The organism is Domibacillus mangrovi, assembly GCF_001906925.1.
Lineage (GTDB): Bacteria > Bacillota > Bacilli > Bacillales > Domibacillaceae > Domibacillus > Domibacillus mangrovi.
Genome location: NZ_MRWQ01000001.1, coordinates 470,604 through 491,534, shown reverse-complemented (window position 1 = coordinate 491,534; position 20,931 = coordinate 470,604). Strand labels below are relative to the sequence as shown.

19 protein-coding genes and 2 other annotated features are annotated in these 20,931 nt (G+C 43.3%); of the genes, 16 read left to right on the top strand and 3 right to left on the bottom strand.

What is annotated here, in order from left to right:
- Window positions 1–28 precede the first annotated feature (28 nt).
- From nrdR to BLL40_RS02455, 10 genes are all read left to right on the top strand, one after another.
- The gene (nrdR, locus tag BLL40_RS02500; protein ID WP_073710307.1) at window positions 29–487 is read left to right on the top strand and encodes a transcriptional regulator NrdR; all 459 of its coding nucleotides are present in this window, start codon (window positions 29–31) and stop codon (window positions 485–487) included.
- 55 nt (window positions 488–542) lie between these two features.
- Entirely contained in the window at window positions 543–1,934 is a 1,392-nt protein-coding gene (locus BLL40_RS02495) for a replication initiation and membrane attachment family protein (protein ID WP_073710306.1), read from the top strand.
- Window positions 1,921–2,850 carry a primosomal protein DnaI gene (gene dnaI, locus BLL40_RS02490; protein ID WP_073710305.1) on the top strand — a complete coding sequence of 310 codons (930 nt, stop codon included), beginning with the start codon at window positions 1,921–1,923 and terminating at the stop codon, window positions 2,848–2,850. Before BLL40_RS02495 ends, dnaI begins: the two co-directional genes overlap by 14 nt.
- A gap of 334 nt (window positions 2,851–3,184) precedes the next feature.
- Window positions 3,185–5,116: a threonine--tRNA ligase gene (thrS, locus tag BLL40_RS02485; RefSeq protein WP_073710304.1), complete on the top strand. Its 1,932-nt coding sequence runs from the start codon at window positions 3,185–3,187 to the stop codon at window positions 5,114–5,116.
- 123 nt (window positions 5,117–5,239) lie between these two features.
- Window positions 5,240–5,374 (top strand) — a sequence feature (ribosomal protein L20 leader region).
- A 91-nt stretch (window positions 5,375–5,465) separates the two neighbouring features.
- Entirely contained in the window at window positions 5,466–5,969 is a 504-nt protein-coding gene (infC, locus tag BLL40_RS02480; RefSeq protein WP_143180075.1) for a translation initiation factor IF-3, read from the top strand.
- Window positions 5,970–5,992: 23 nt separating this feature from the next.
- Complete coding sequence (gene rpmI / locus BLL40_RS02475; protein WP_018394127.1) at window positions 5,993–6,190, top strand: 50S ribosomal protein L35; 198 nt, start codon at window positions 5,993–5,995, stop codon at window positions 6,188–6,190.
- A gap of 33 nt (window positions 6,191–6,223) precedes the next feature.
- Complete coding sequence (gene rplT / locus BLL40_RS02470; protein WP_018394126.1) at window positions 6,224–6,580, top strand: 50S ribosomal protein L20; 357 nt, start codon at window positions 6,224–6,226, stop codon at window positions 6,578–6,580.
- Window positions 6,581–6,722: 142 nt separating this feature from the next.
- Window positions 6,723–6,962, top strand: coding sequence for a DUF1294 domain-containing protein (locus BLL40_RS02465; RefSeq protein WP_073710394.1), 240 nt, complete (start codon window positions 6,723–6,725; stop codon window positions 6,960–6,962).
- Entirely contained in the window at window positions 6,959–7,444 is a 486-nt protein-coding gene (locus BLL40_RS02460) for a dUTP diphosphatase (RefSeq protein WP_073710302.1), read from the top strand. Before BLL40_RS02465 ends, BLL40_RS02460 begins: the two co-directional genes overlap by 4 nt.
- A 16-nt stretch (window positions 7,445–7,460) precedes the next feature.
- On the top strand, window positions 7,461–8,549 hold the full coding sequence (locus BLL40_RS02455; RefSeq protein WP_073710301.1) for a M42 family metallopeptidase: 1,089 nt from the start codon (window positions 7,461–7,463) through the stop codon (window positions 8,547–8,549).
- 10 nt (window positions 8,550–8,559) lie between these two features.
- On the opposite strand, the gene asnB is transcribed toward BLL40_RS02455, so the two are convergent.
- Window positions 8,560–10,440 (bottom strand): asparagine synthase (glutamine-hydrolyzing), encoded by a 1,881-nt coding sequence (gene asnB / locus BLL40_RS02450; RefSeq protein ID WP_073710393.1) that lies wholly within the window; start codon window positions 10,438–10,440, stop codon window positions 8,560–8,562.
- A 106-nt stretch (window positions 10,441–10,546) separates the two neighbouring features.
- Complete coding sequence (gene sspI, locus BLL40_RS02445) at window positions 10,547–10,750, bottom strand: small acid-soluble spore protein SspI (RefSeq protein ID WP_073710300.1); 204 nt, start codon at window positions 10,748–10,750, stop codon at window positions 10,547–10,549.
- Between the two features lie 92 nt (window positions 10,751–10,842).
- Here sspI and BLL40_RS02440 point away from each other — a divergent pair, with 92 nt between their 5' ends.
- From BLL40_RS02440 to pheT, 3 genes are all read left to right on the top strand, one after another.
- A complete protein-coding gene (locus tag BLL40_RS02440) occupies window positions 10,843–11,598 on the top strand; it encodes a TrmH family RNA methyltransferase (RefSeq protein ID WP_073710299.1) in 756 nt (251 codons plus the stop codon).
- A gap of 45 nt (window positions 11,599–11,643) precedes the next feature.
- Window positions 11,644–11,874 (top strand) — a binding site (T-box leader).
- Between the two features lie 44 nt (window positions 11,875–11,918).
- Window positions 11,919–12,953, top strand: coding sequence for a phenylalanine--tRNA ligase subunit alpha (gene pheS / locus BLL40_RS02435; RefSeq protein WP_073710298.1), 1,035 nt, complete (start codon window positions 11,919–11,921; stop codon window positions 12,951–12,953).
- Between the two features lie 18 nt (window positions 12,954–12,971).
- Window positions 12,972–15,386, top strand: coding sequence for a phenylalanine--tRNA ligase subunit beta (gene pheT / locus BLL40_RS02430; protein ID WP_073710297.1), 2,415 nt, complete (start codon window positions 12,972–12,974; stop codon window positions 15,384–15,386).
- A gap of 92 nt (window positions 15,387–15,478) precedes the next feature.
- Here pheT and rnhC read toward each other — a convergent pair whose 3' ends face one another.
- Window positions 15,479–16,396: a ribonuclease HIII gene (gene rnhC, locus BLL40_RS02425; protein WP_073710296.1), complete on the bottom strand. Its 918-nt coding sequence runs from the start codon at window positions 16,394–16,396 to the stop codon at window positions 15,479–15,481.
- A 91-nt stretch (window positions 16,397–16,487) separates the two neighbouring features.
- On the opposite strand from rnhC, the gene zapA reads away from it, so the two are divergent.
- The 3 genes from zapA (at window position 16,488) to BLL40_RS02410 (ending at window position 20,919) form a co-directional block, all read left to right on the top strand.
- Entirely contained in the window at window positions 16,488–16,766 is a 279-nt protein-coding gene (gene zapA / locus BLL40_RS02420; protein WP_073710295.1) for a cell division protein ZapA, read from the top strand.
- A gap of 67 nt (window positions 16,767–16,833) precedes the next feature.
- Window positions 16,834–18,540: a DNA polymerase/3'-5' exonuclease PolX gene (gene polX, locus BLL40_RS02415; protein WP_073710294.1), complete on the top strand. Its 1,707-nt coding sequence runs from the start codon at window positions 16,834–16,836 to the stop codon at window positions 18,538–18,540.
- Window positions 18,541–18,564: 24 nt separating this feature from the next.
- Complete coding sequence (locus BLL40_RS02410; protein WP_073710293.1) at window positions 18,565–20,919, top strand: endonuclease MutS2; 2,355 nt, start codon at window positions 18,565–18,567, stop codon at window positions 20,917–20,919.
- Window positions 20,920–20,931: the final 12 nt, after the last annotated feature.

Genomic DNA, 20,931 nt, shown 5'->3' with positions numbered 1-20,931 from the left:
AAGACAGAAAAATCGGAGTTGATTTAACATGATTTGCCCTGATTGCCGCTATAACGGGACAAAAGTAGTTGATTCACGTCCTGCAGATGATGGGCATTCCACCCGCCGCCGTCGAGAATGTGAAGCGTGCGCTTACCGGTTTACGACATTTGAACGGGTGGAACATACGCCGCTTATTGTCGTCAAAAAAGAAGGAATGCGTGAAGAGTTTAACCGTGAAAAAATGCTGCACGGATTAATTAAAGCATGTGAAAAGAGGCCGGTTCCGCTCGGTACGCTTGAAAAAGTGACAGCGGATATTGAACGGGATATACGGGCAAAAGGCATTTCGGAAATTCAATCAAAGCGTGTCGGTGAAATGGTGATGGACCGGCTGGCTGACATAGACGAAGTGGCATATGTCCGATTTGCGTCTGTATACCGCCAGTTTAAAGATATTAATGTCTTTTTAGATGAGTTAAAAGATATCATTAACAAAGAAAAATAAGAACCCGGGAGAAATGACTCCGGGCTTTTTTTTCTTCTAGCAGGGAGTGTACAGCATGAATAGACATTGGAATGAAATACAACCTTCAGACCCTTATACAATTTCGATCTCGGGGTGCATTGATAGTTTGGAACAGAAAGTAATTACCCTCTTGTATCAACCACTTGTTGGTGCGCAGGCACTTAGTTTGTACATGACGATGTGTGCGGAAGTAGAAAACGGCAAACTTTCGTCTGGGGGAGCGCCGCATTATCATTTAATGAATACACTTTGCTGCAATTTGCAGCAAATTTATGAAGACAGATTGAAGCTTGAAGGAATTGGTCTTTTAAAAACGTATGTAAAAAAGATTGATGAAAGCCGAGAATTTTTATATGAAATCCAGCAGCCGCTTGCACCAGATCAATTTTTTTCCGATGGATTGCTGAATGTGTTTTTATACCGGAAAATAGGCAAACCGCATTTTCTTCGTTTAAAGCATATGTTTTGCGATAAAGAAGTAAAATCAGCCGAATTCCGTAATGTGACCCATGATTTTACGGATGTGTTTTCAACGGGTTATATAGACAGTCAAGAAGCAGAGAAAGACAGCATTCCACAGCAGGACAGCCGATTCGCGGGGAAAGGGGAAAGCAGTAGTCCTGTAATAGCGGATTCCTTTGATTTTTCAGCGCTTGAATTAACATTAAAAGATGCGCTGATTCCAAAGGCGGCTTTAACGCCATTTGTAAAAGAAACGATTGAAAAGCTATCCTTTCTCTATGGCATTCGACCGCCCGAAATGAAAAATTTTGTATTGTCTGCGATCAATGAACAGGATGAAATAGACGTCGAAGGATTACGGAAATCTGCGCGTGATGCGTATCAGTTTGAATCAGGCGGTCGTTTGCCGGATATGACGCCTCGTATTCAAACAGCTCTGTCTAGTCCTGCTGCGCCGGAGTTAAAAACGCAGGAAGAAAAACTGATTCATTATTTGGAGACGGTATCACCACGCCAATTATTAATTGACATTTCTGGCAGTGTGCCGTCAAAAGCAGATATGCAGATTGTGGAGCAAGTGATGCTGCAATATAAATTAGCACCAGGTGTTGCCAATGTACTCATTCAATATGTTATGCTGAAAACAGATATGAAGCTTTCGAAAAGCTACGTTGATAAAATTGCTTCTCACTGGGCGCGTAAAAAAGTAGTGACAGTACTTGAGGCAATGAATTTAGCGAAAAGCGAGCAGCGTCAATACGATGATTGGGCGCAAAATAAAGAGAAGCCAAAAACGCCGAAACGAAAGGCGACGCGACAGGAAAAATTGCCTGCGTGGTTTACAGATACGAACAAAAAAGAAGAGAAACAAACTGTCGATCAAAGCTTTGAAGAAGAAAAACGAAAACTGGAAGAAGCGTTGAAAAAACGTACAGAAAGGGCGTCAGCCGGTGAAAAAGATTAACGATGCACTCCGGAATATATCAACCTCACCTGGGTTCAATGAACGATATGAACAGATGAAGAAGGAGTTGTTGAATGACCCGTTGCTCCGTTCATTTATAAAAGAAAACCAATTAAGCGAAACAGATATTGAAAAAGCACTTGTGAAGCTGTATGAATATAAATCGCAAAGCCATAAATGCGATAAATGCCCATCGCTTAAAGAATGCGTAAATGACGTGATGAAAGGCTATGAACCAGAGCTTGTTTTTCGCCATGGAGGAGTAGAGCTTGATTACAAGCGCTGTCCGCGAAAAGTACGAGATGATGAGATAAAGCATTTACACCGTCATGTAAAAAGTTTATATGTGCCAAAAGATGTACTCCAGGCAACATTTACCGAAGTGGACCTCGACAACAGGAGCCGTCTTGATGCTGTGAAGGCAGCAAAAGATTTTGTCGATCAATATGATATAGAAAAAAAACCGAAAGGGCTATACATATTTGGATCATTTGGTGTTGGGAAATCATTCTTATTCGGTGCGATTGCGAATGAACTGGCGGAAAAAAATATCGCCTCATTGATCGTTTATTTCCCGGAATTTGTAAGAGAGATGAAGCAGTCACTCAATGATCAATCGACTGCTTCGAAAGTGGATGCGGTGAAGTCTGCACCTGTACTAATGATTGATGATATTGGTGCCGAAACGATGTCGAGCTGGATTCGAGACGATATTCTCGGAACCATTCTGCAATACCGCATGCTTGAAGGACTGCCGGTTTTGTTTACATCGAATTTTGACCATGCCGGACTTGAGCATCATTTAACGTATTCGCAGCGAGGCGAATCAGAAGCTTTAAAAGCAGCACGTATTATGGAACGTATTAAATATTTGACCGTGCCTGTTGAAATGAACGGTGTAAACCGACGCAAGTAAATCGTACTTGATTTTCACGCGGTGAGATACTATAATAACGACAGATGAAAAGTGATGACAGGGACATGTTTGATTAGGAACGTCTTTAGAGAGGGAAAGCATCTAGGCTGTAACTTTCCTGGCGTGAACAATCTATTCACCACCCTCGAGCTCTGTTTGTGAACGCAAATTTTTTGCCAGTAATAAGCGGCGGCACCAGACCGTTATCTGACTGCAATTGAGCCGGGGGAAAATCTCTCCGGAAAGTTGGGTGGAACCGCGATTAAACCTCGCCCCTTCGTTTATGGAGGAGCGGGGTTTTTTGTCGTTTTTCAGAAAAGAGGAGGAAACACACATGTCGATTCAATTAACATTTCCCGATGGAGCCGTAAAGGAATTCCCCGCTGGAACAACAATGGAAGACGTTGCACAGTCGATCAGCCCAGGGCTGCGCAAAAAAGCACTCGCTGGTAAAATAGCCGGAGCACCCATTGATTTAAAAACACCGATTGAACAAGGTGGTTCGATTGAAATTATCACGCCTGACCATGCGGACGCATTGGAAATTTTGCGTCACAGCACAGCGCATTTAATGGCACAGGCGATTAAGCGTGTGTACGGCGCAGACAAAGTAAAGCTTGGTGTCGGTCCGGTTATTGAAGGCGGTTTTTATTACGATATCGACTTAGATGAGTCGATTACGCCGGAAGATTTGCCAGTAATTGAAAAAGAAATGAAAAAAATCATCAATGAGAATGTGCCAGTCATCCGTAAAGAAGTTACACGTGATGAAGCGAAGAAATTTTATGAAGGAATCGGCGATGAGTACAAAATTGAGCTTCTTGAGGCGATTCCGTCTGATGAAACGGTTACGCTTTATGAGCAAGGCGATTTTACAGACCTTTGCCGCGGTGTGCACGTACCGTCAACAGGCAAGCTGAAAGAATTTAAATTGTTGAACATTGCTGGTGCGTATTGGCGCGGCAATTCGGACAATAAAATGCTTCAGCGTATTTATGGAACAGCCTTTTTCAAAAAAGAAGAGCTTGTTCATCATTTGAAAATGCTGGAAGAAGCGAAAGAGCGTGATCACCGTAAAATTGGGAAAGAACTTGATTTATTTATGAATTCCCAAAAAGTCGGTCAAGGATTGCCTTTATGGCTACCAAAAGGCGCGACAATTCGCCGTATTATTGAGCGCTATATCGTTGATAAGGAACAAAGCCTTGGTTATGATCATGTGTACACACCGGTGCTTGGCAGCGTGGAGCTGTACAAAACGAGCGGCCACTGGGGGCATTACCAGGATGGTATGTTCCCACTTATGGAAATGGACAATGAAAGCCTTGTTCTTCGTCCGATGAACTGCCCGCATCATATGATGGTTTATAAAAATGATATTCATAGCTACCGAGAGCTGCCAATCCGTATTGCGGAGCTAGGCACGATGCACCGTTATGAAATGTCAGGTGCGCTTGCCGGACTTCAGCGCGTTCGCGGCATGACGTTAAATGATGCGCACATTTTCGTCCGTCCAGATCAAATTAAAGATGAACTAAAGCGTGTCGTTGAATTGGTTCTTGCTGTATATGAAGATTTTGATTTAACCGACTACTCATTCCGTTTGTCTTACCGTGACCCGCAAGATACAGAAAAATATTATGACGACGATCAAATGTGGGAAAAAGCGCAGGGGATGTTGAAAGAGGCAATGGATGAGATTGGGATTGACTATGTGGAAGCGGAAGGAGAAGCGGCGTTTTACGGACCAAAGCTTGATGTTCAGGTAAAAACAGCGCTTGGCAAAGAAGAAACACTCTCAACTGTTCAGCTTGATTTCTTGATGCCAGAACGATTTGACTTAACGTATGTCGGTGAAGATGGCAAGCAGCATCGTCCGGTTGTTATTCATCGCGGTGTTGTGTCGACAATGGAACGGTTTGTCGCTTTCTTGATTGAAGAATACAAAGGCGCATTCCCGACATGGCTTGCCCCGGTACAAGTACAAATCATCCCGGTATCGAATGAAGTTCATTATGATTATGCGAAACAATTGAAAGATCAATTGAAGTCAGCAGGAATCCGTGTTGAAATGGATAGCCGTGAAGAAAAGCTCGGTTATAAAATTCGTGAGTCACAAATGAAAAAAATTCCTTTTATGCTTGTTGTTGGCGACAAAGAGCTTGAGAGCGGCTCGGTTAACGTCCGTAAATACGGGGAACAGAAGTCAGAAACCATGTCATTCAACGATTTCCGCGAGCATGTTCAAAAAGAAGGCAAGCGTTAAGAAAAAAACTATTGTTTTTTCTGAAAAGCAATGGTATGATTTAAAACGTTGGTTCTTTCAGTAGTCTACTGGACATATGAAAGAAGATATGATATAGTTGCTTAGGTGAATAAAACACTCGATAAAAGAAAGCAGAAGCGCCCGCTTCTCACCTCGTCTGACAAATCTGTTGGCAGGTTGACATGGTAAATGACAAAGCTATTTAAAAGCTTTTTACTGGCGGGGCATCTACTTTAGATGCCTCGCCTTTTTCATGCAGGCAGCGCTCTGTTTTCCCATGTGAACCCCGTTCTTTTAAAGATACGTGTTTTCTAACATTACCTGGAGGTGGCTTATTATTAGCAAAGATATGAACTTAAACGAAGGCATCCGTGCCCGTGAAGTACGCCTAATTGATCAAAACGGCGAACAGCTCGGTATTAAACAAAAACGTGATGCTCTCGACATTGCAGCACGTGTTAATCTTGATCTTGTGCTCGTTGCACCGAATGCGAAACCACCTGTAGCCCGTATTATGGATTACGGAAAGTTCAAATTTGAACAGCAGAAGAAAGAGAAGGAAGCCCGCAAAAACCAAAAAATCATCCTATTGAAAGAAGTGCGTCTCAGTCCTACGATAGATGAGCATGATTTTAATACAAAACTTCGCAATGCGATTAAGTTTTTGGAAAAGGGTGACAAAGTAAAAGCTTCGATCCGATTTAAAGGACGTGCGATTACGCATAAAGAAATTGGCCAACGTGTACTTGACCGCTTTGCAGAAGAGTGCAAGGAAGTTGCGGCAGTTGAGTCCAAGCCTAAAATGGATGGCCGTAGTATGTTCCTAATTATGGCGCCGAAAAACGAAAAGTAAACCAGTTTGAGGAGGAAGTCGAAATGCCAAAAATGAAAACTCACCGTGGTTCTGCCAAACGTTTCAAGAAAACAGGTTCGGGTAACCTGAAACGTTCAAAAGCTTATACAAGCCACTTGTTCGCGAATAAATCCACGAAACAAAAACGCAAATTGCGTAAAAGCACAATGGTTTCTAAAGGCGATTTCAAACGCATTCGCCACATGCTCGACAACCTGTAAGAAAATTATGTAACATCATTAGGAGGGAATAGTATGCCACGCGTAAAAGGCGGTACTGTAACACGCAAACGTCGTAAAAAGGTTCTTAAGTTAGCAAAAGGTTATTTCGGTTCGAAGCATCGTTTATATAAAGTTGCCAATCAACAAGTCATGAAATCCCTGCAATACGCATACCGGGATCGTCGTAACAAAAAACGTGACTTCCGCAAATTGTGGATTACACGTATTAATGCAGCTGCTCGTATGAACGGTCTTTCTTATAGCCGTTTAATGCACGGTTTGAAACTTGCTGGTATTGAAGTAAACCGCAAAATGCTTGCTGAACTCGCTGTTAGCGATGAAAAAGCATTCACGCAGCTTGCTGATGCAGCTAAAAAACAACTCGGTTAATTGTAACTGAAAAACTGCCCTGAATCTATTTCAGGGCAGTTTTTTATTTGATGTGAAGGCTGCATTTTTTACCTTTTCCGTTTAATTTTGATAAAATAAGAAGGGAGGTGCATCGGTGTCGATTTTATCTATATATTTTATAATGATCAACTTTTTCGCTTATGTCGTAATGGCAGGGGATAAACGGAAAGCGCGGCAGAACAAATATCGGACGAGTGAACATACCCTCTGGCTGCTGGCGTTGCTGGGAGGTGCACCTGGCAGTTTTGTCGCGATGCAGACGTACCGTCATAAAACAAAACATACATCGTTTAAATATGGGATACCGGTGCTTGCGGTCATTGATCTTGTCATATTGGGTATAATAGGGGGAGTAATGTGAATATTGAAAAGTTGTTTGATATGCAGCGAGGGCTTGATCGTTACATAGAAGAGGGACATGATTTAGCAGGGAAAAATTTATTTGACCAAAAAGTGCTGGCGTTACTCGTTGAAATTGGCGAACTGGCGAACGAAACACGATGCTTTAAATTTTGGAGCACGAAAGGTCCATCTGAACGAAGCGTTATTTTAGAAGAGTTCGTCGACGGGGTTCACTTTATTTTATCACTTGGGATTATGGGTGGCTTCGATCAGGCTAAGCCATCATTTGAAGCAGGTAATGTGGATCAGGCACAACAATTCATTCTGGTGATGGAGTCGGTTCATGCGTTCCATAAAGAGAAAATAAAATCGAATTATGAGCAGTTGATGAATCGGTATTTTGAGCTTGGAGATTTGCTCGGATTTTCACCGGATGAAGTGGAAGCAGCCTACATCGCGAAAAATGAAGTGAATTATGAGAGGCAAAAATCGGGCTATTAGAAGGGAGAATATATAAATGAAGAAACTAGATGAAACGTTAACGATGTTAAAAGAATTGACAGACGCAAAAGGGATTGCAGGCAATGAACGTGAAGTGCGTCAAGTCATGCAAAAATACATTGAACCGCATGTTGATGTTGTGACGACAGATGGACTGGGTAGTTTAATTGCGAAAAAAACGGGCAATGGGGACGGGCCGAAGATTATGGTCGCCGGTCACCTTGATGAAGTTGGATTTATGGTGACACGTATTGACGAGAAGGGATTTATCCGTTTTCAAACGGTAGGTGGCTGGTGGAACCAGGTAATGCTGGCGCAGCGCGTGACGATCGTGACAAAAAAAGGGGATGTAACAGGTGTTATTGGTTCAAAGCCGCCGCATATTTTATCTCCGGAAGCACGGAAAAAGCCGGTTGATATAAAAGATATGTTCATTGATATTGGAGCATCAAGCCGTGAAGAAGTCACAGAATGGGGTGTACGCCCAGGCGATATGATCGTCCCCTATTTTGAATTTACGGTGATGAACAATGAGAAAATGCTCCTTGCGAAAGCGTGGGACAATCGAATTGGCTGTGCGATTGCGATTGATGTGATGAAGTATGTGAAAGACAAGCAGCATGAGAACATTGTATACGGTGTTGGTACGGTACAGGAAGAAGTCGGACTGCGTGGCGCGAAAACGTCTGCTCATATGATTGAGCCGGATATCGCATTCGGTGTGGACGTCGGCATTGCCGGTGATACGCCAGGCGTGACTGAAAAAGAAGCAATGGGGAAAATGGGCAAAGGTCCGCAAATTATTTTGTATGATGCATCGATGGTATCACATAAAGGGCTACGTGATTTTGTAACAGATACAGCGGATGAACTCGATATTCCCTATCAATTTGATGCGATGGCGGGCGGCGGAACAGATTCTGGGGAGATCCATAAATCAGCAAATGGTGTCCCGACATTGTCTGTGACGATCGCAACACGTTATATTCATAGTCATGCGGCGATGCTTCATCGTGATGATTACGAAAATACAGTGAAGTTGCTTGGTGAAGTGATTCTTCGTCTCGATCGGAATACAGTAAATACGATCACATTTGACGCATAAGAAAAGCCGCTCACGATACAGTGAGCGGTTCTTTTTCGATTTTTGTTGCTGAATCTTCAATAAATAGCTTGTGCCATTGCATAAAAATAAGCAGGGTCCACAATTTGCGGCTGTTATCTTCTATTCCTTCAACATGATCGTCAAGTAACTGATGAACGTATGATTTGTTCATTAAATGATCGACGGGACTTTCTTGAATCATTGTACGAGCCCAGTCATATAATTCATTTTTCAGCCAGACACGGATCGGTACAGGGAATCCAAGCTTTTTCCGCTCAAGGACATGATCCGGAACGATGCCTTCAGCAGCACGTCTGAGTAAGTATTTCGTCGTTTTATTTGATGTTTTGTCTTTTGTATTTAAGCGACGGGCCACATCGAATACTTCTTTATCAAGAAATGGAACACGCAATTCAAGCGAATGTGCCATCGTCATTTTATCTGCTTTTAATAAAATATCCCCGCGCAGCCATGTTTGCATATCAATGTATTGCATTTTTTCAACATCATCCGATGAATAGCAGTCTTTATAATAAGGAGATGTGATATCTGTATAAGGAACATTCACGTTGTAATGCTGCATAAATTGCTGTTTTTCACGCTCCAAAAACATTTTCGCATTGCCGACATATCGTTCTTCAATCGCTGTACAGCCGCGCAATAAATAGTTGCGGCCTTTAAAACCGGCCGGCAGTTTTCGAAAGACTTCTTTCATACCAGGTTTTAATCCATCGGGCACATAGCGGAAAACGGAGAGAGCCTGTGGTTCGCGGTAAATATTATACCCGCCAAACAGCTCGTCAGCTCCTTCTCCTGAAAGAACAACCGTTACGTGCTTTTTCGCTTCTCTTGCGACGAAATAAAGAGGAATAGCGGCAGCATCTGCAAGCGGATCATCCATATGCCAGACAATCTTCGGCAGCTCCTGTAAAAATTCTTCGGGCGTAATATTGTATGTATGGTGATGAACACCAATTTTATCCGCTGTCTCAGCGGCTACATCGATTTCACTGTAGCCATCAATTTTAAACCCAACAGAAAACGCATGAAGATCAGGATTCATTTCTTTTGCAATGGCTGTCGTGATCGACGAATCAATCCCACCTGATAAAAAGCAACCGACTGGAACATCACTGCGCATATGATATTTTACGGAATCATATAAAACATCTTGAATTGCTTTAATCTTTTCCGACTCTGCCTGCATAACCGGCTGAAACGATGGCTTCCAATAGCGTTCAATGTACATCGGTTCATTTTTTCGCATTGTAAAACACGTGCCTGGCTCTAGTTTTTGAATCCCAGTGACCATTGTTGCAGGCTCAGGTACATATTGAAACGTTAAATAATGCTGAAATGAGCGATCATCGACTTCTTTTTGAGGTAAAAATGCTTGGAAGCTTTTGCTTTCTGATCCGAATAGACAATAGCCGTCCTGCTCACTATAGTAAAATGGTTTAATGCCGAACCGGTCACGTGCGCCAAATAATACCTCATCATGCTTGTCCCAAATTAGGAAAGAGAACATTCCGCGGAGTTTTTCTACAGCGTCTCTGCCCCAATGACAGTAAGCAACAAGAAGCACTTCTGTATCCGAGTGTGTATGAAACGTATAACCAAAATCTATTAACTCATTGCGAAGTTCAATATAGTTATAAATTTCACCGTTAAAAATAATCCAGTAGCGCTCATTTTCATATGAAAGCGGCTGATGGCCGTTTTCCGTATCAATAATACTAAGGCGTCTGAACGCAAATTGTACTGTGTTATCATTAAAATATCCTTCATCGTCTGGACCACGATGGAAGATGAGATGGTTTGCTTTTTGAATTAATTCATCATTAAAAATTGTCTTTTGATTATGGTGAAATACACCGACAAAACCACACATTATTTTCACCTCATTGTAAATTTGTACGTAGAAAATGAGTATACGCTTTTTGGAATGAATTTGCAAAAAAAGACCTCTTTTCTATGAAAGAAAAGAGGACAAAGTACTACGATTGAAGGGCTGAGGCCATTTTTTGAAGAACCACTTGTTTTTCATCATTTTGGCTATTTTTCCAAAAAAGTTCAAACATCACACCGAGACCAGGCAGCGTCTTTTCTTCACCTTGCGCCACTGCATCTTGAATCGTGGCAGACAACTGATTTTCATTTTGACCGTGTAAATTTTGAATAATCGCATTTCGTAAATTCATTATATCCCCTCCTTGTTACTCTTATTTTGACCGGAGCGGCTTATGTTATACAGAAAAGATGCTATAATAAATCGACGAAAGGGGATTTGAACGTGAATTATATCCAATCGGCGAACAATCCACGCATAAAACAGCTCAAAAAGTTACTGACAAAAAAAGAACGCGACAAAACGGGGCAATACCTTTTAGAAGGTTTTCATCTTGTTGAAGAAGCACTTTGTCATAAAGAAACGATCGATGAATTAATTTTTTCAGAAGAAGCAGTCATTCCATCCGAATGGAATACAGATGATCTCGAACTGACGATTGTGTCGCCGGAAGCGGCAGCCAAATTGTCTGACACAGAAAACGGACAGGGTGTCTTTGCAGTGTGCCGGAAATCGGATCAAACGGTACTGCCTGATGGAAACATGTTTTTATTAATTGACGCTGTACAAGATCCAGGTAATGTTGGCACAATGATCCGTACTGCCGATGCAGCAGGCATTGATGCGGTCGTTCTCGGCGCAGGTACTGCTGATGTGTACAACCCAAAAGTACTTCGTTCTGCGCAGGGAAGCCATTTTCATGTGCCGGTCGTCAGCATAAATTTAGGTCAAGCAGTGGAGCAATTGAGAGAGCGGGACATCACGATTTACGGAACAGCGCTTGAAGGGGCGTCTGATTACCGCAAAGAATCATCCGGCCCATTTGCGCTGTTAGTTGGCAATGAAGGAAGCGGTGTTCGACCTGAATTGCTGCAGGAAACGACGAAAAACGTGTACATTCCGATTTTTGGCCGGAGCGAATCGCTCAATGTTGCTGTTGCTGCAGGTATTCTTCTTTATCATTTTCGGGAAAACAATTGAATTTCAAAAACGGGTTGTCTATAATAATGAATGTGAATTTAATACTAAAAGGCGATGACGGAGAAAAGTATGCCGCGCCTCTTTTTTAAGGAAGAAAATGCCCTGACTGAAAGCATTTTTAAAAAGAGATGGCAGAAGTTCACCTCCCGAGCCGGTGCCAGGACCGCTCGACGTAAAGGCACACCGGTTTTAAAAAGCCGTTATCCGAATGAAGTGAATGCGTGTATGTATGCGTATTAAAAAGGGTGGTACCGCGATCAAAGCCTCGTCCCTTTCCGGGAACGGGGCTTTTTGTATTTGTCAAAAAAGGAGGAGTAAACGTGGAACAACAGCTAAAAGAATTGCAAAACCAGGCGCTTGAACAAATTGCAGCTGCAGCAAACTTAAAAGAATTAAACGATGTGCGTGTCGCCTATCTTGGCAAAAAAGGACCGGTGACAGAAGTATTAAAAGGGATGGGGAAGCTCTCAGCAGAAGAACGCCCGAAAATGGGGGCGCTTGTCAATGTAGTACGTGAAACCATTTCAGAAAGTATTGAAGAAAAACAAGAACTGCTTGAAGCAGCAGCGATTGAGCAGAAACTTGCGCAAGAATCAATCGACGTGACACTGCCAGGTCGTCCGGTGAAGCAAGGTGGTCACCATCCACTGACACGTGTTGCAGAAGAAATTGAAGACTTATTTATCGGTATGGGGTACACGGTAGCAGAAGGACCGGAAGTCGAGCAGGACTTCTATAACTTTGAAGCGCTCAATTTGCCGAAAGACCATCCGGCACGCGATATGCAAGATACGTTTTATATTACACCGGAACTGTTAATGCGTACGCATACGTCACCGGTGCAAGTAAGAACGATGCAGAAGCATGAAGGCCGCGGCCCGGTCAAGATCATTTGCCCTGGTAAAGTGTATCGCCGTGATAGCGATGACGCGACACATTCACATCAATTCGCACAAATTGAAGGGCTTGTCGTGGGTGAAAACATCCGTATGAGCGACTTGAAGGGCACACTTGATATGTTTGCTAAAAAAATGTTCGGGGAGGACCGTGAAATCCGTCTCCGTCCAAGCTTTTTCCCGTTCACAGAGCCATCTGTTGAAGTCGACGTGAGCTGCATGTGCGGCGGCAAAGGCTGCTCGATTTGTAAAGGAACAGGCTGGATTGAAGTACTTGGCGCAGGTATGGTGCACCCGAACGTGCTAGAAATGGCCGGTTTTGATTCAAATAAATATACAGGATTTGCATTCGGTATGGGACAGGAGCGCATTGCGATGCTGAAATATGGCATTGACGATATTCGCCATTTTTACACGAATGATCTTCGGTTCTTAAAGCAATTTTCAGTACATGAATAAATAAGGAGGAGTATACACATGTTTGTTTCATATAAATGGCTCGCACAATATGTTGATCTGGCAGGCCAGTCTCCGCAGGAATTGGCGGAAAAAATTACACGTGCCGGTATTGAAGTCGAAGGAGTCGAAATCCCCGCTTCTGAAATGAAAAACATTGTCGTTGGTTACGTAAAGACACGTGAACAGCATCCGAATGCCGACAAATTAAGCAAATGTCTCGTTGACGTCGGAGAGGAAGAGCCTGTACAAATTATCTGTGGTGCGAAAAATGTCGATGCAGGGCAATATGTGGCTGTGGCAAAAACAGGAGCAGTCCTTCCTGGTAACTTTAAAATTAAACGGGCGAAACTGCGCGGTGAAGAATCAAATGGCATGATCTGCTCGCTATCTGAGCTCGGCATTGAAAGCCGTCTCACGCCGAAAGAATACGCAGAAGGTATTTTCAATTTCCCGAACGATGTGACACCAGGAGAAGATGCACTCGCAGCACTAAACCGTGACGATGCCATTCTCGAATTGTCGTTGACACCAAACCGTTCTGACGCATTAAGTATGATGGGTGTTGCCTATGAAGTAGCGGCAATTTTGGACCGTGATGTAAATCTTCCTGCGCCAAATCCGGCTGAATCCGATGAAAAAGCTTCTGATGCGATTCACATTCACATCGATGCGCCAAAGGATAACCCGATTTACATCGCACGCGTTGTGAAAAATATTAAAATGGGTCCATCGCCGATCTGGATGCAAACGTATTTAATGAATGCAGGCGTCCGTCCCCATAATAATGTTGTTGATATTACGAACTACGTATTGATGGAATACGGTCAGCCACTTCACGCATTTGACTTGGATCGTCTCGGCTCAAATGAAATTGTTGTTCGTCGCGCGGTTGAAGGTGAAAAACTGATCACTCTCGATGATACAGAACGTATATTGTCTGCCGATCAGCTTGTCATCACAAACGGCAAGGAACCAGTTGCACTTGCAGGTGTGATGGGTGGGGCTAATTCGGAAGTACATGACGGCACTGTCAATGTGTTAATCGAATCGGCTTATTTTGATGGCCAGATCGTTCGTGCAGCATCGAAAGCGCATGGCCTTCGCTCTGAAGCAAGCGCCCGCTTCGAAAAAGGTGTTGATCCGGCACGTATTCAAGCCGCATGTGACCGGGCTGCTGAATTAATGGTGGAATTAGCAAGCGGCACCGTCCTTTCTGGAAGTGTTGTAGCCGGTGAATTAGCGATTGAACCAAAACGAGTGTCGATTACGCTTGAAAAATTAAATATGAGACTCGGCACGGATCTTCAAATGGGGGATGTAGAAGATATTTTCCGCCGTTTGCAATTTGAAACAGAAACGAAAGACAATGAAATTACGGTCACAGTGCCAACACGCCGTGCGGATATTATGATACCTGAAGATTTGACGGAAGAGGTAGCACGCCTCTATGGGTATGATCACATTCCGCTTACATTGCCTGAAGGAGCCACGCAGCCAGGTTCGCTTACATCGTATCAATTAGGCCGCCGTGTCGTGCGCCGTTATTTAGAAGGAACGGGATTCAATCAGGCGATGACGTATTCTCTTACATCCGCAAAGCGTGCATCCGAATTTGCGCTTGAACACCGAGCTCCGGTAGCGCTATCCATGCCGATGAGTGAAGAACGTGCGTATTTGCGACAAAGCTTGATTCCACATTTAATTGAAGCTGCAGCATACAATAACGCCCGCCAAATGCCATCTGTCGCTTTGTATGAAACAGGCTCTATTTATTTAAACGAAGGCGAAAACGTTCAGCCAAAAGAAGAAGAGAGACTTGCAGGTATCATAACAGGCATGTGGCATGAACATTTGTGGCAAGGTGAAAAGAAAGCCGTTGATTTCTTTACTGTAAAAGGGATTGTTGAAGGACTTGCGGCACAGATTGGTCTTGCGGAGCGAATGACGTTCCAAAAAGCGGCACCTGCTGGGTTCCATCCTGGCCGTACAGCCGAAGTATTGCTCGACTCTGAATCAATCGGATTTGTTGGACAGCTTCACCCAACAATCTCTAAAGAAATGGATATAAAAGAAGCGTATTTGTTTGAATTAAAGCTTGATGTTTTATTGAATGCATCGCGTGAAGATCTGGCATACATGGCCATTTCACGTCATCCATTCATTAGCCGAGACATCGCGCTTGTTGTTGACAGCACGGTTGAAGCGGCTGCTCTTGAAGCCGTCATTAAACAGGCAGGCGGTGCACTTTTAACAGGTGTCCGGGTGTTTGATGTATACGAAGGTGAACGGATGGAAGAAGGCAAAAAATCGGTCGCATTCGCACTAACGTATGCCGATCCGGAGAAAACATTAACGGATGAAGAAGTGACCGCCGTACATGAAAAAGTACTTGCTGCACTAAAAGAACAAGCAGGCGCTGACTTGCGCGCATAATAAGAAAAAGGACTCGATCCATGACGATTGAGTCCTTTTTTTATTCAGTAGGGGATGAAGAAAGCCCCCAATGAATGGAATTTCACTTTATATTACATTTCACGCAACATATTTTTTGCTTTGCCTGTATTAGCAAAATGAAGCTTTGTGAAATGACGCAGCACGCTTTCGTCATACGTTTTCATCAATCGGGCAGCTGCTTTATCAACAAGGGCCCCGGCGCCTTTCGGAATAGTAAAGCCAGCTTCTTCCGACAGTATATCCATTTCTTTTAAAAAGGCATAGCGTGCAAGAATGGATGCCGCTGCAACGGCTAGATGGATGCTTTCGCCTTTCGTACTGAAAAAAACATTTTCACGCACAATATTTTTTTGTTCGTTTAAATAACGATAATACACTGTTTTTTCAGCGAATTGATCGATAAGTACTGCATCTGGTCGTACCGGTGTTATTTTTTCATGCAGTTTGCCGAGTGCCTGATTGTGTAAAAGGGCTTTTATTTTACCTTGAGACATCCCGCTTTCCTGCAAATCGTTGTATTTTTCATTGCGCAAAATAAGCAAGCTGTACGGAATGTCTTTCAGTAATTTTTTTGCCACAGACACAATTTCCGGATCTTTCATATCTTTTGAATCACGTACGCCAAGTGCTTTTAATTCCGCAATTCGACTTTTTTCAACATAAGCGGCAACGACCGTGATCGGACCGAAATAATCGCCTGTTCCGACTTCATCGCTGCCCATGACGGACATCGCTGCAAAGCCATCCGGCAGCACAGCATTTGACACTGCTTTTTTCTTCGGCTCAGCTGTTTTACCAGCCCATTTCGATGATTCTTGTGCTGCGTTTCTCCCTTGAAAGAGCACTTTTCCAGAACGGTAACCAGTCACGGAACAGCCGTCAACTTTTGCTGAAAAGATAGCACCAGCTGGTAGTTTTGCCAAGATCCCATAATGATTTTTCATTTCTTTTAAGATTTCATTTGTGACAATTAATACAGTATGACTCAATTCAACAACCTCCAGACTTTCTTCCTTTTCACACTAAAACAGTCGTGGTATGATTAATAACAGGATTTCATGAGAAATGGGGGCCGTACAATTGTCGGACGGACAAAAAACTCGCCTAACAGTTGACATCTACGGATATCAGTACACCATTGTAGGAACTGAATCAGAATACCATATTCGTCGTGTAACGGAAATGGTTGATGATAAAATGCGTGAAATCGGCAACCGTAACGCGACACTGGATACGCAAAAAATTGCGGTGCTGACCGCAGTCAATATGGTGAATGATTACTTGAAGATGGAAGAAGAATTGCAGGAAATGAAAATGGAATTAAGCCGTTTGAAAAACAGAACAGTCGTCAATGGCTGAAAAACTTCTCTCGATTTGGTAGAGAAGTTTTTTTCTGCTACTATATAAGGAAAAGCAGGTGGCATAGATGGTTAATAAAAAAGATGTTATTCGGTTACTTGAAAAAATTGCAGTCTATATGGAATTAAAGGGAGAGAATCCGTTTAAAATATCGGCCTTTCGCAAAGCGGCAGCAGCGTTAGAAACGGATGACCGCAGTTTGTCTGAAATTGATGATGTGACAAAATTATCAGGCATCGGCAAAGGCACCGCCGCGGTGATTACAGAATACATAGAAACCGGGGAATCCGCCGTACTGACAGAACTTGCAGGCGAAGTGCCAGAAGGACTTGTTGCGTTGCTAGGGCTGCCGGGCCTTGGTGGAAAAAAGATTGCTAAACTATATAAAGAGCTCGGCATTACCAATATGGATGAATTGAAAGAAGCATGCGAGCAGCATCGTGTACAGGAGCTTGCTGGATTTGGTGCGAAAACGGAAGAAAAAATTCTCGCGGCTGTTGAAAAAGCAGGTACACAGCCGGATCGTCTGCCCATTATGTATATGCTGCCGGTTGCCGAAAAAGTGGAAGCGTATTTAGCAGATTTGCCGCAAGTGACTACATTTTCGCGTGCAGGCAGTTTGCGCCGCTTGCGTGAAACAGTGAAAGATCTTGATTTTATTATTGCCACAAAAGAACCGGAACAAGTAAAAGAGAAGCTACTTGCAATTCCAGATAGGAAAGAAATCATTGCGGCCGGACCGACGAAAGTGTCGATCATCATTGACGGTGAGTTTGACGTGTCGATTGATTTTCGTATTGTTGAGCCGGCACAATATGCGAGTGCATTGCATCATTTTACAGGTTCAAAAGATCATAACGTGAAAATTCGTCAGATCGCCAAAGAGCGTAATGAAAAGGTGAGCGAATACGGTGTTGAGCGGCAGGACGGTTCTGTGAAAACGTTTGATTCAGAAGAAGCGCTTTACAATCACTTTGACTTGCCCTGGTTTCCGCCTGAAATTCGTGAAGACGGAACGGAAACGGATAAGTACAAAGCAGGTACACTGATCGAATTATCTGACATTAAAGGCGATTTGCATATGCATACGGCTTGGTCAGATGGCGCATTTTCGATTGAAGAAATGATTGAAGCATGCCGTGCACGAGGATATGAGTACATGGCGATAACAGACCATTCGCAGTATTTAAAAGTGGCAAATGGATTAACTGTTGACCGCCTCCTGCGTCAAAATGAGGAAATAAAAGAGTGGAATGAAAAATACAGTGATATCGAAGTACTATCGGGTATTGAAATGGACATTTTACCAGATGGAACGCTTGATTATGAGGACGATGTGCTGAAAGAGCTCGACTTTGTGATCGCATCGATTCATTCAAGTTTTTCACAACCGCAAAAAAAGATTATGGATCGGTTAAAAACGGCCTTGCATAATCCATATGTGAAATTGATTGCTCACCCGACCGGCCGGATTATTGGCCGCCGTGATGGTTATTCAGTTGATATGGAGGAACTTATTAAAATTGCGGCAGAAACGAACACGGCACTTGAATTGAATGCAAACCCACATCGCCTTGATTTATCCGCCGATCATTTAAAATGGGCACAGGATGCAGGGGTAAAAATATTCATTAACACAGATGCTCATGCGATTGAGCACCTTACATTTATGGAAACTGGCGCAAGTGCAGGGCGAAAAGGATGGCTTCGGTCGGAAACGGTTGTGAATACGTGGCCGAAAGAGCAGTTTCTATCTTTTATACGCGGCCAATGATGTCAATAGAGGAGTGAACCAGATTTGAATAAAAAAGTGTTGGCAACACTTGAGTTTGATAAAATTATCCAGCAGTTAGCACATCATGCTTCATCGGAGGTCGGGCGCAGCTTTGCAGAAGACTTAAAGCCGTCTCTCCGTGCAGAAGAAGTACAAGTTTGGCTTGATGAAACGGAAGAAGCAGTAGCGGTTCTCCGCATAAAAGGCAATGTACCGCTTGACGGTATTTATGACATCCGTCCGCATGCAAAGCGGGCTCAAATTGGCGGTGTATTAAGCGGTATTGAGCTTGTTCGAATTGCGAGTACGATTTATGCGAGCCGGATGATTCGTCAATTTATAGAGGATGTTCGTTTAGAAGGACAGGTAACGCTACGCATCTTACCAGAGAAAACAGCGGTCATTCCAGTTTTGACAGATCTTGAACATAAAATTAAACGGACGGTGGATGAAAACGGACGAGTTCTTGATTCAGCGAGCGACGAATTGCGGCATATTCGTCATGGCATCCGGTCAGCAGAGTCACGGATTCGCTCCAAATTAGAAAGCTTGACACGCGGGCAAAGCGCACAGAAAATGCTGTCCGATGCAATTGTAACGATACGGAATGAGCGTTACGTCATTCCGGTCAAACAGGAATACCGCTCTCATTATGGTGGCATCGTTCATGATCAGTCATCATCCGGACAGACGTTATTCGTCGAACCGGCTTCGGTTGTGAACTTAAATAACGAACTGCGTGAATTAAAGGTGAAAGAACAATATGAAGTAGAGAAAATTTTAGGTGAATTAACGATGGAAACAGCGGAACATGCGCCATCATTATTCACAATGACAAAAATGCTGTCAGAAATCGATTTTATATTCACAAAAGGGAAATTTGCCCATTCGATGAAAGCGACAAAGCCATTCATTAATGAGAATGGTTACATACGTTACATCCAGGCGCGTCATCCACTTTTGCCAGCTGATGAAGCAGTACCGAGCGATATTGAAATTGGTCAAGATTATACAGCGATCGTCATTACCGGACCGAATACAGGCGGGAAAACGGTGACGCTAAAAACGACGGGCTTATCCGTCTTAATGGCGCAGTCCGGCTTATTTATTCCGGCTGAATACGGCTCAGAGACCGCTATCTTCCAATCTGTTTTTGCTGACATTGGCGATGAGCAGTCGATTGAGCAAAATTTAAGTACATTTTCATCTCATATGGTGAACATTTCTGGTATTTTAAAAGAAGTCGACGATCAAAGCCTTGTGCTATTTGATGAACTTGGTTCTGGAACGGACCCGCAGGAAGGCTCAGCACTGGCCATCTCTATTTTGGATGAGGTGATTGCCAGAGGAGCACGGATTATTGCGACAACGCATTATCCCGAATTGAAAGCATACGGATACAACCGTGAACAAGTGATTAATGCAAGTGTAGAGTTTGATGTTGAAACGCTCAGTCCGACATATCGGTTATTAATTGGGATTCCAGGACGAAGCAACGCATTTGAAATTTCAAAACGAATTGGCCTTGACCCGGAAATTATTGAACGGGCACGCAGTTTAATCGGAGCCGATTCACATGAAGTTGACAATATGATTGCTGCACTTGATACAAGCCGCCGTCAGGCAGAAAAAGATGCTAAGGACGCTCACGATTATTTACGTGAAACGGAGAAGCTGCATCGTGATCTGCAAAAAGAAGTGATTGCTTATCATGAACAGAAAGAGAAAATGGAAGAAAAAGCACGTGTTGAAGCGGCTGCTATTATTGAAAAGGCAAAAGCAGAAGCGGAAGAAGTGATGCGCGACTTGCGCGCTATCCGTTTAGCAGGCGGAGCAAACGTAAAAGAACATGAACTGATTGAAGCGAGAAAGCGGCTCGAAGGAGCGATACCGGAACAAAAACAGAAAAAACCGGCTATTGAACCGGCAAAGCGTTCGTGGAAACCAGGCGATGAAGTGAAAGTGATCAGTTTTGGCCAAAAAGGCAGTATTATTGAAAAAGCAACGGGTGACGAATGGGTTGTTCAAATGGGGATCATTAAAATGAAAGTCGAAGAAAGCGATATGCAATTTATTAAATCAGAAAAAAAGAAAGAGCCAAAACCAATTGCGACCATTCGTGGCAAAGGCCATCACGTATCATCGGAACTTGACTTACGAGGTGAACGATATGAAGAAGCGCTCAACCGTGTGGAGAAATATTTGGATGACGCACTGCTAGCAGGCTACCATCAAGTATCGATCATTCATGGGAAAGGAACGGGTGCACTTATGAAAGGGGTACGAGGCTATTTAACGAAGCACCGGATGGTCTCAAGCATTCGATTTGGTGGGTCTGGAGAAGGTGGACTGGGCGTCACGATCGCTGAATTGAAATAATGAGGAGGCCCC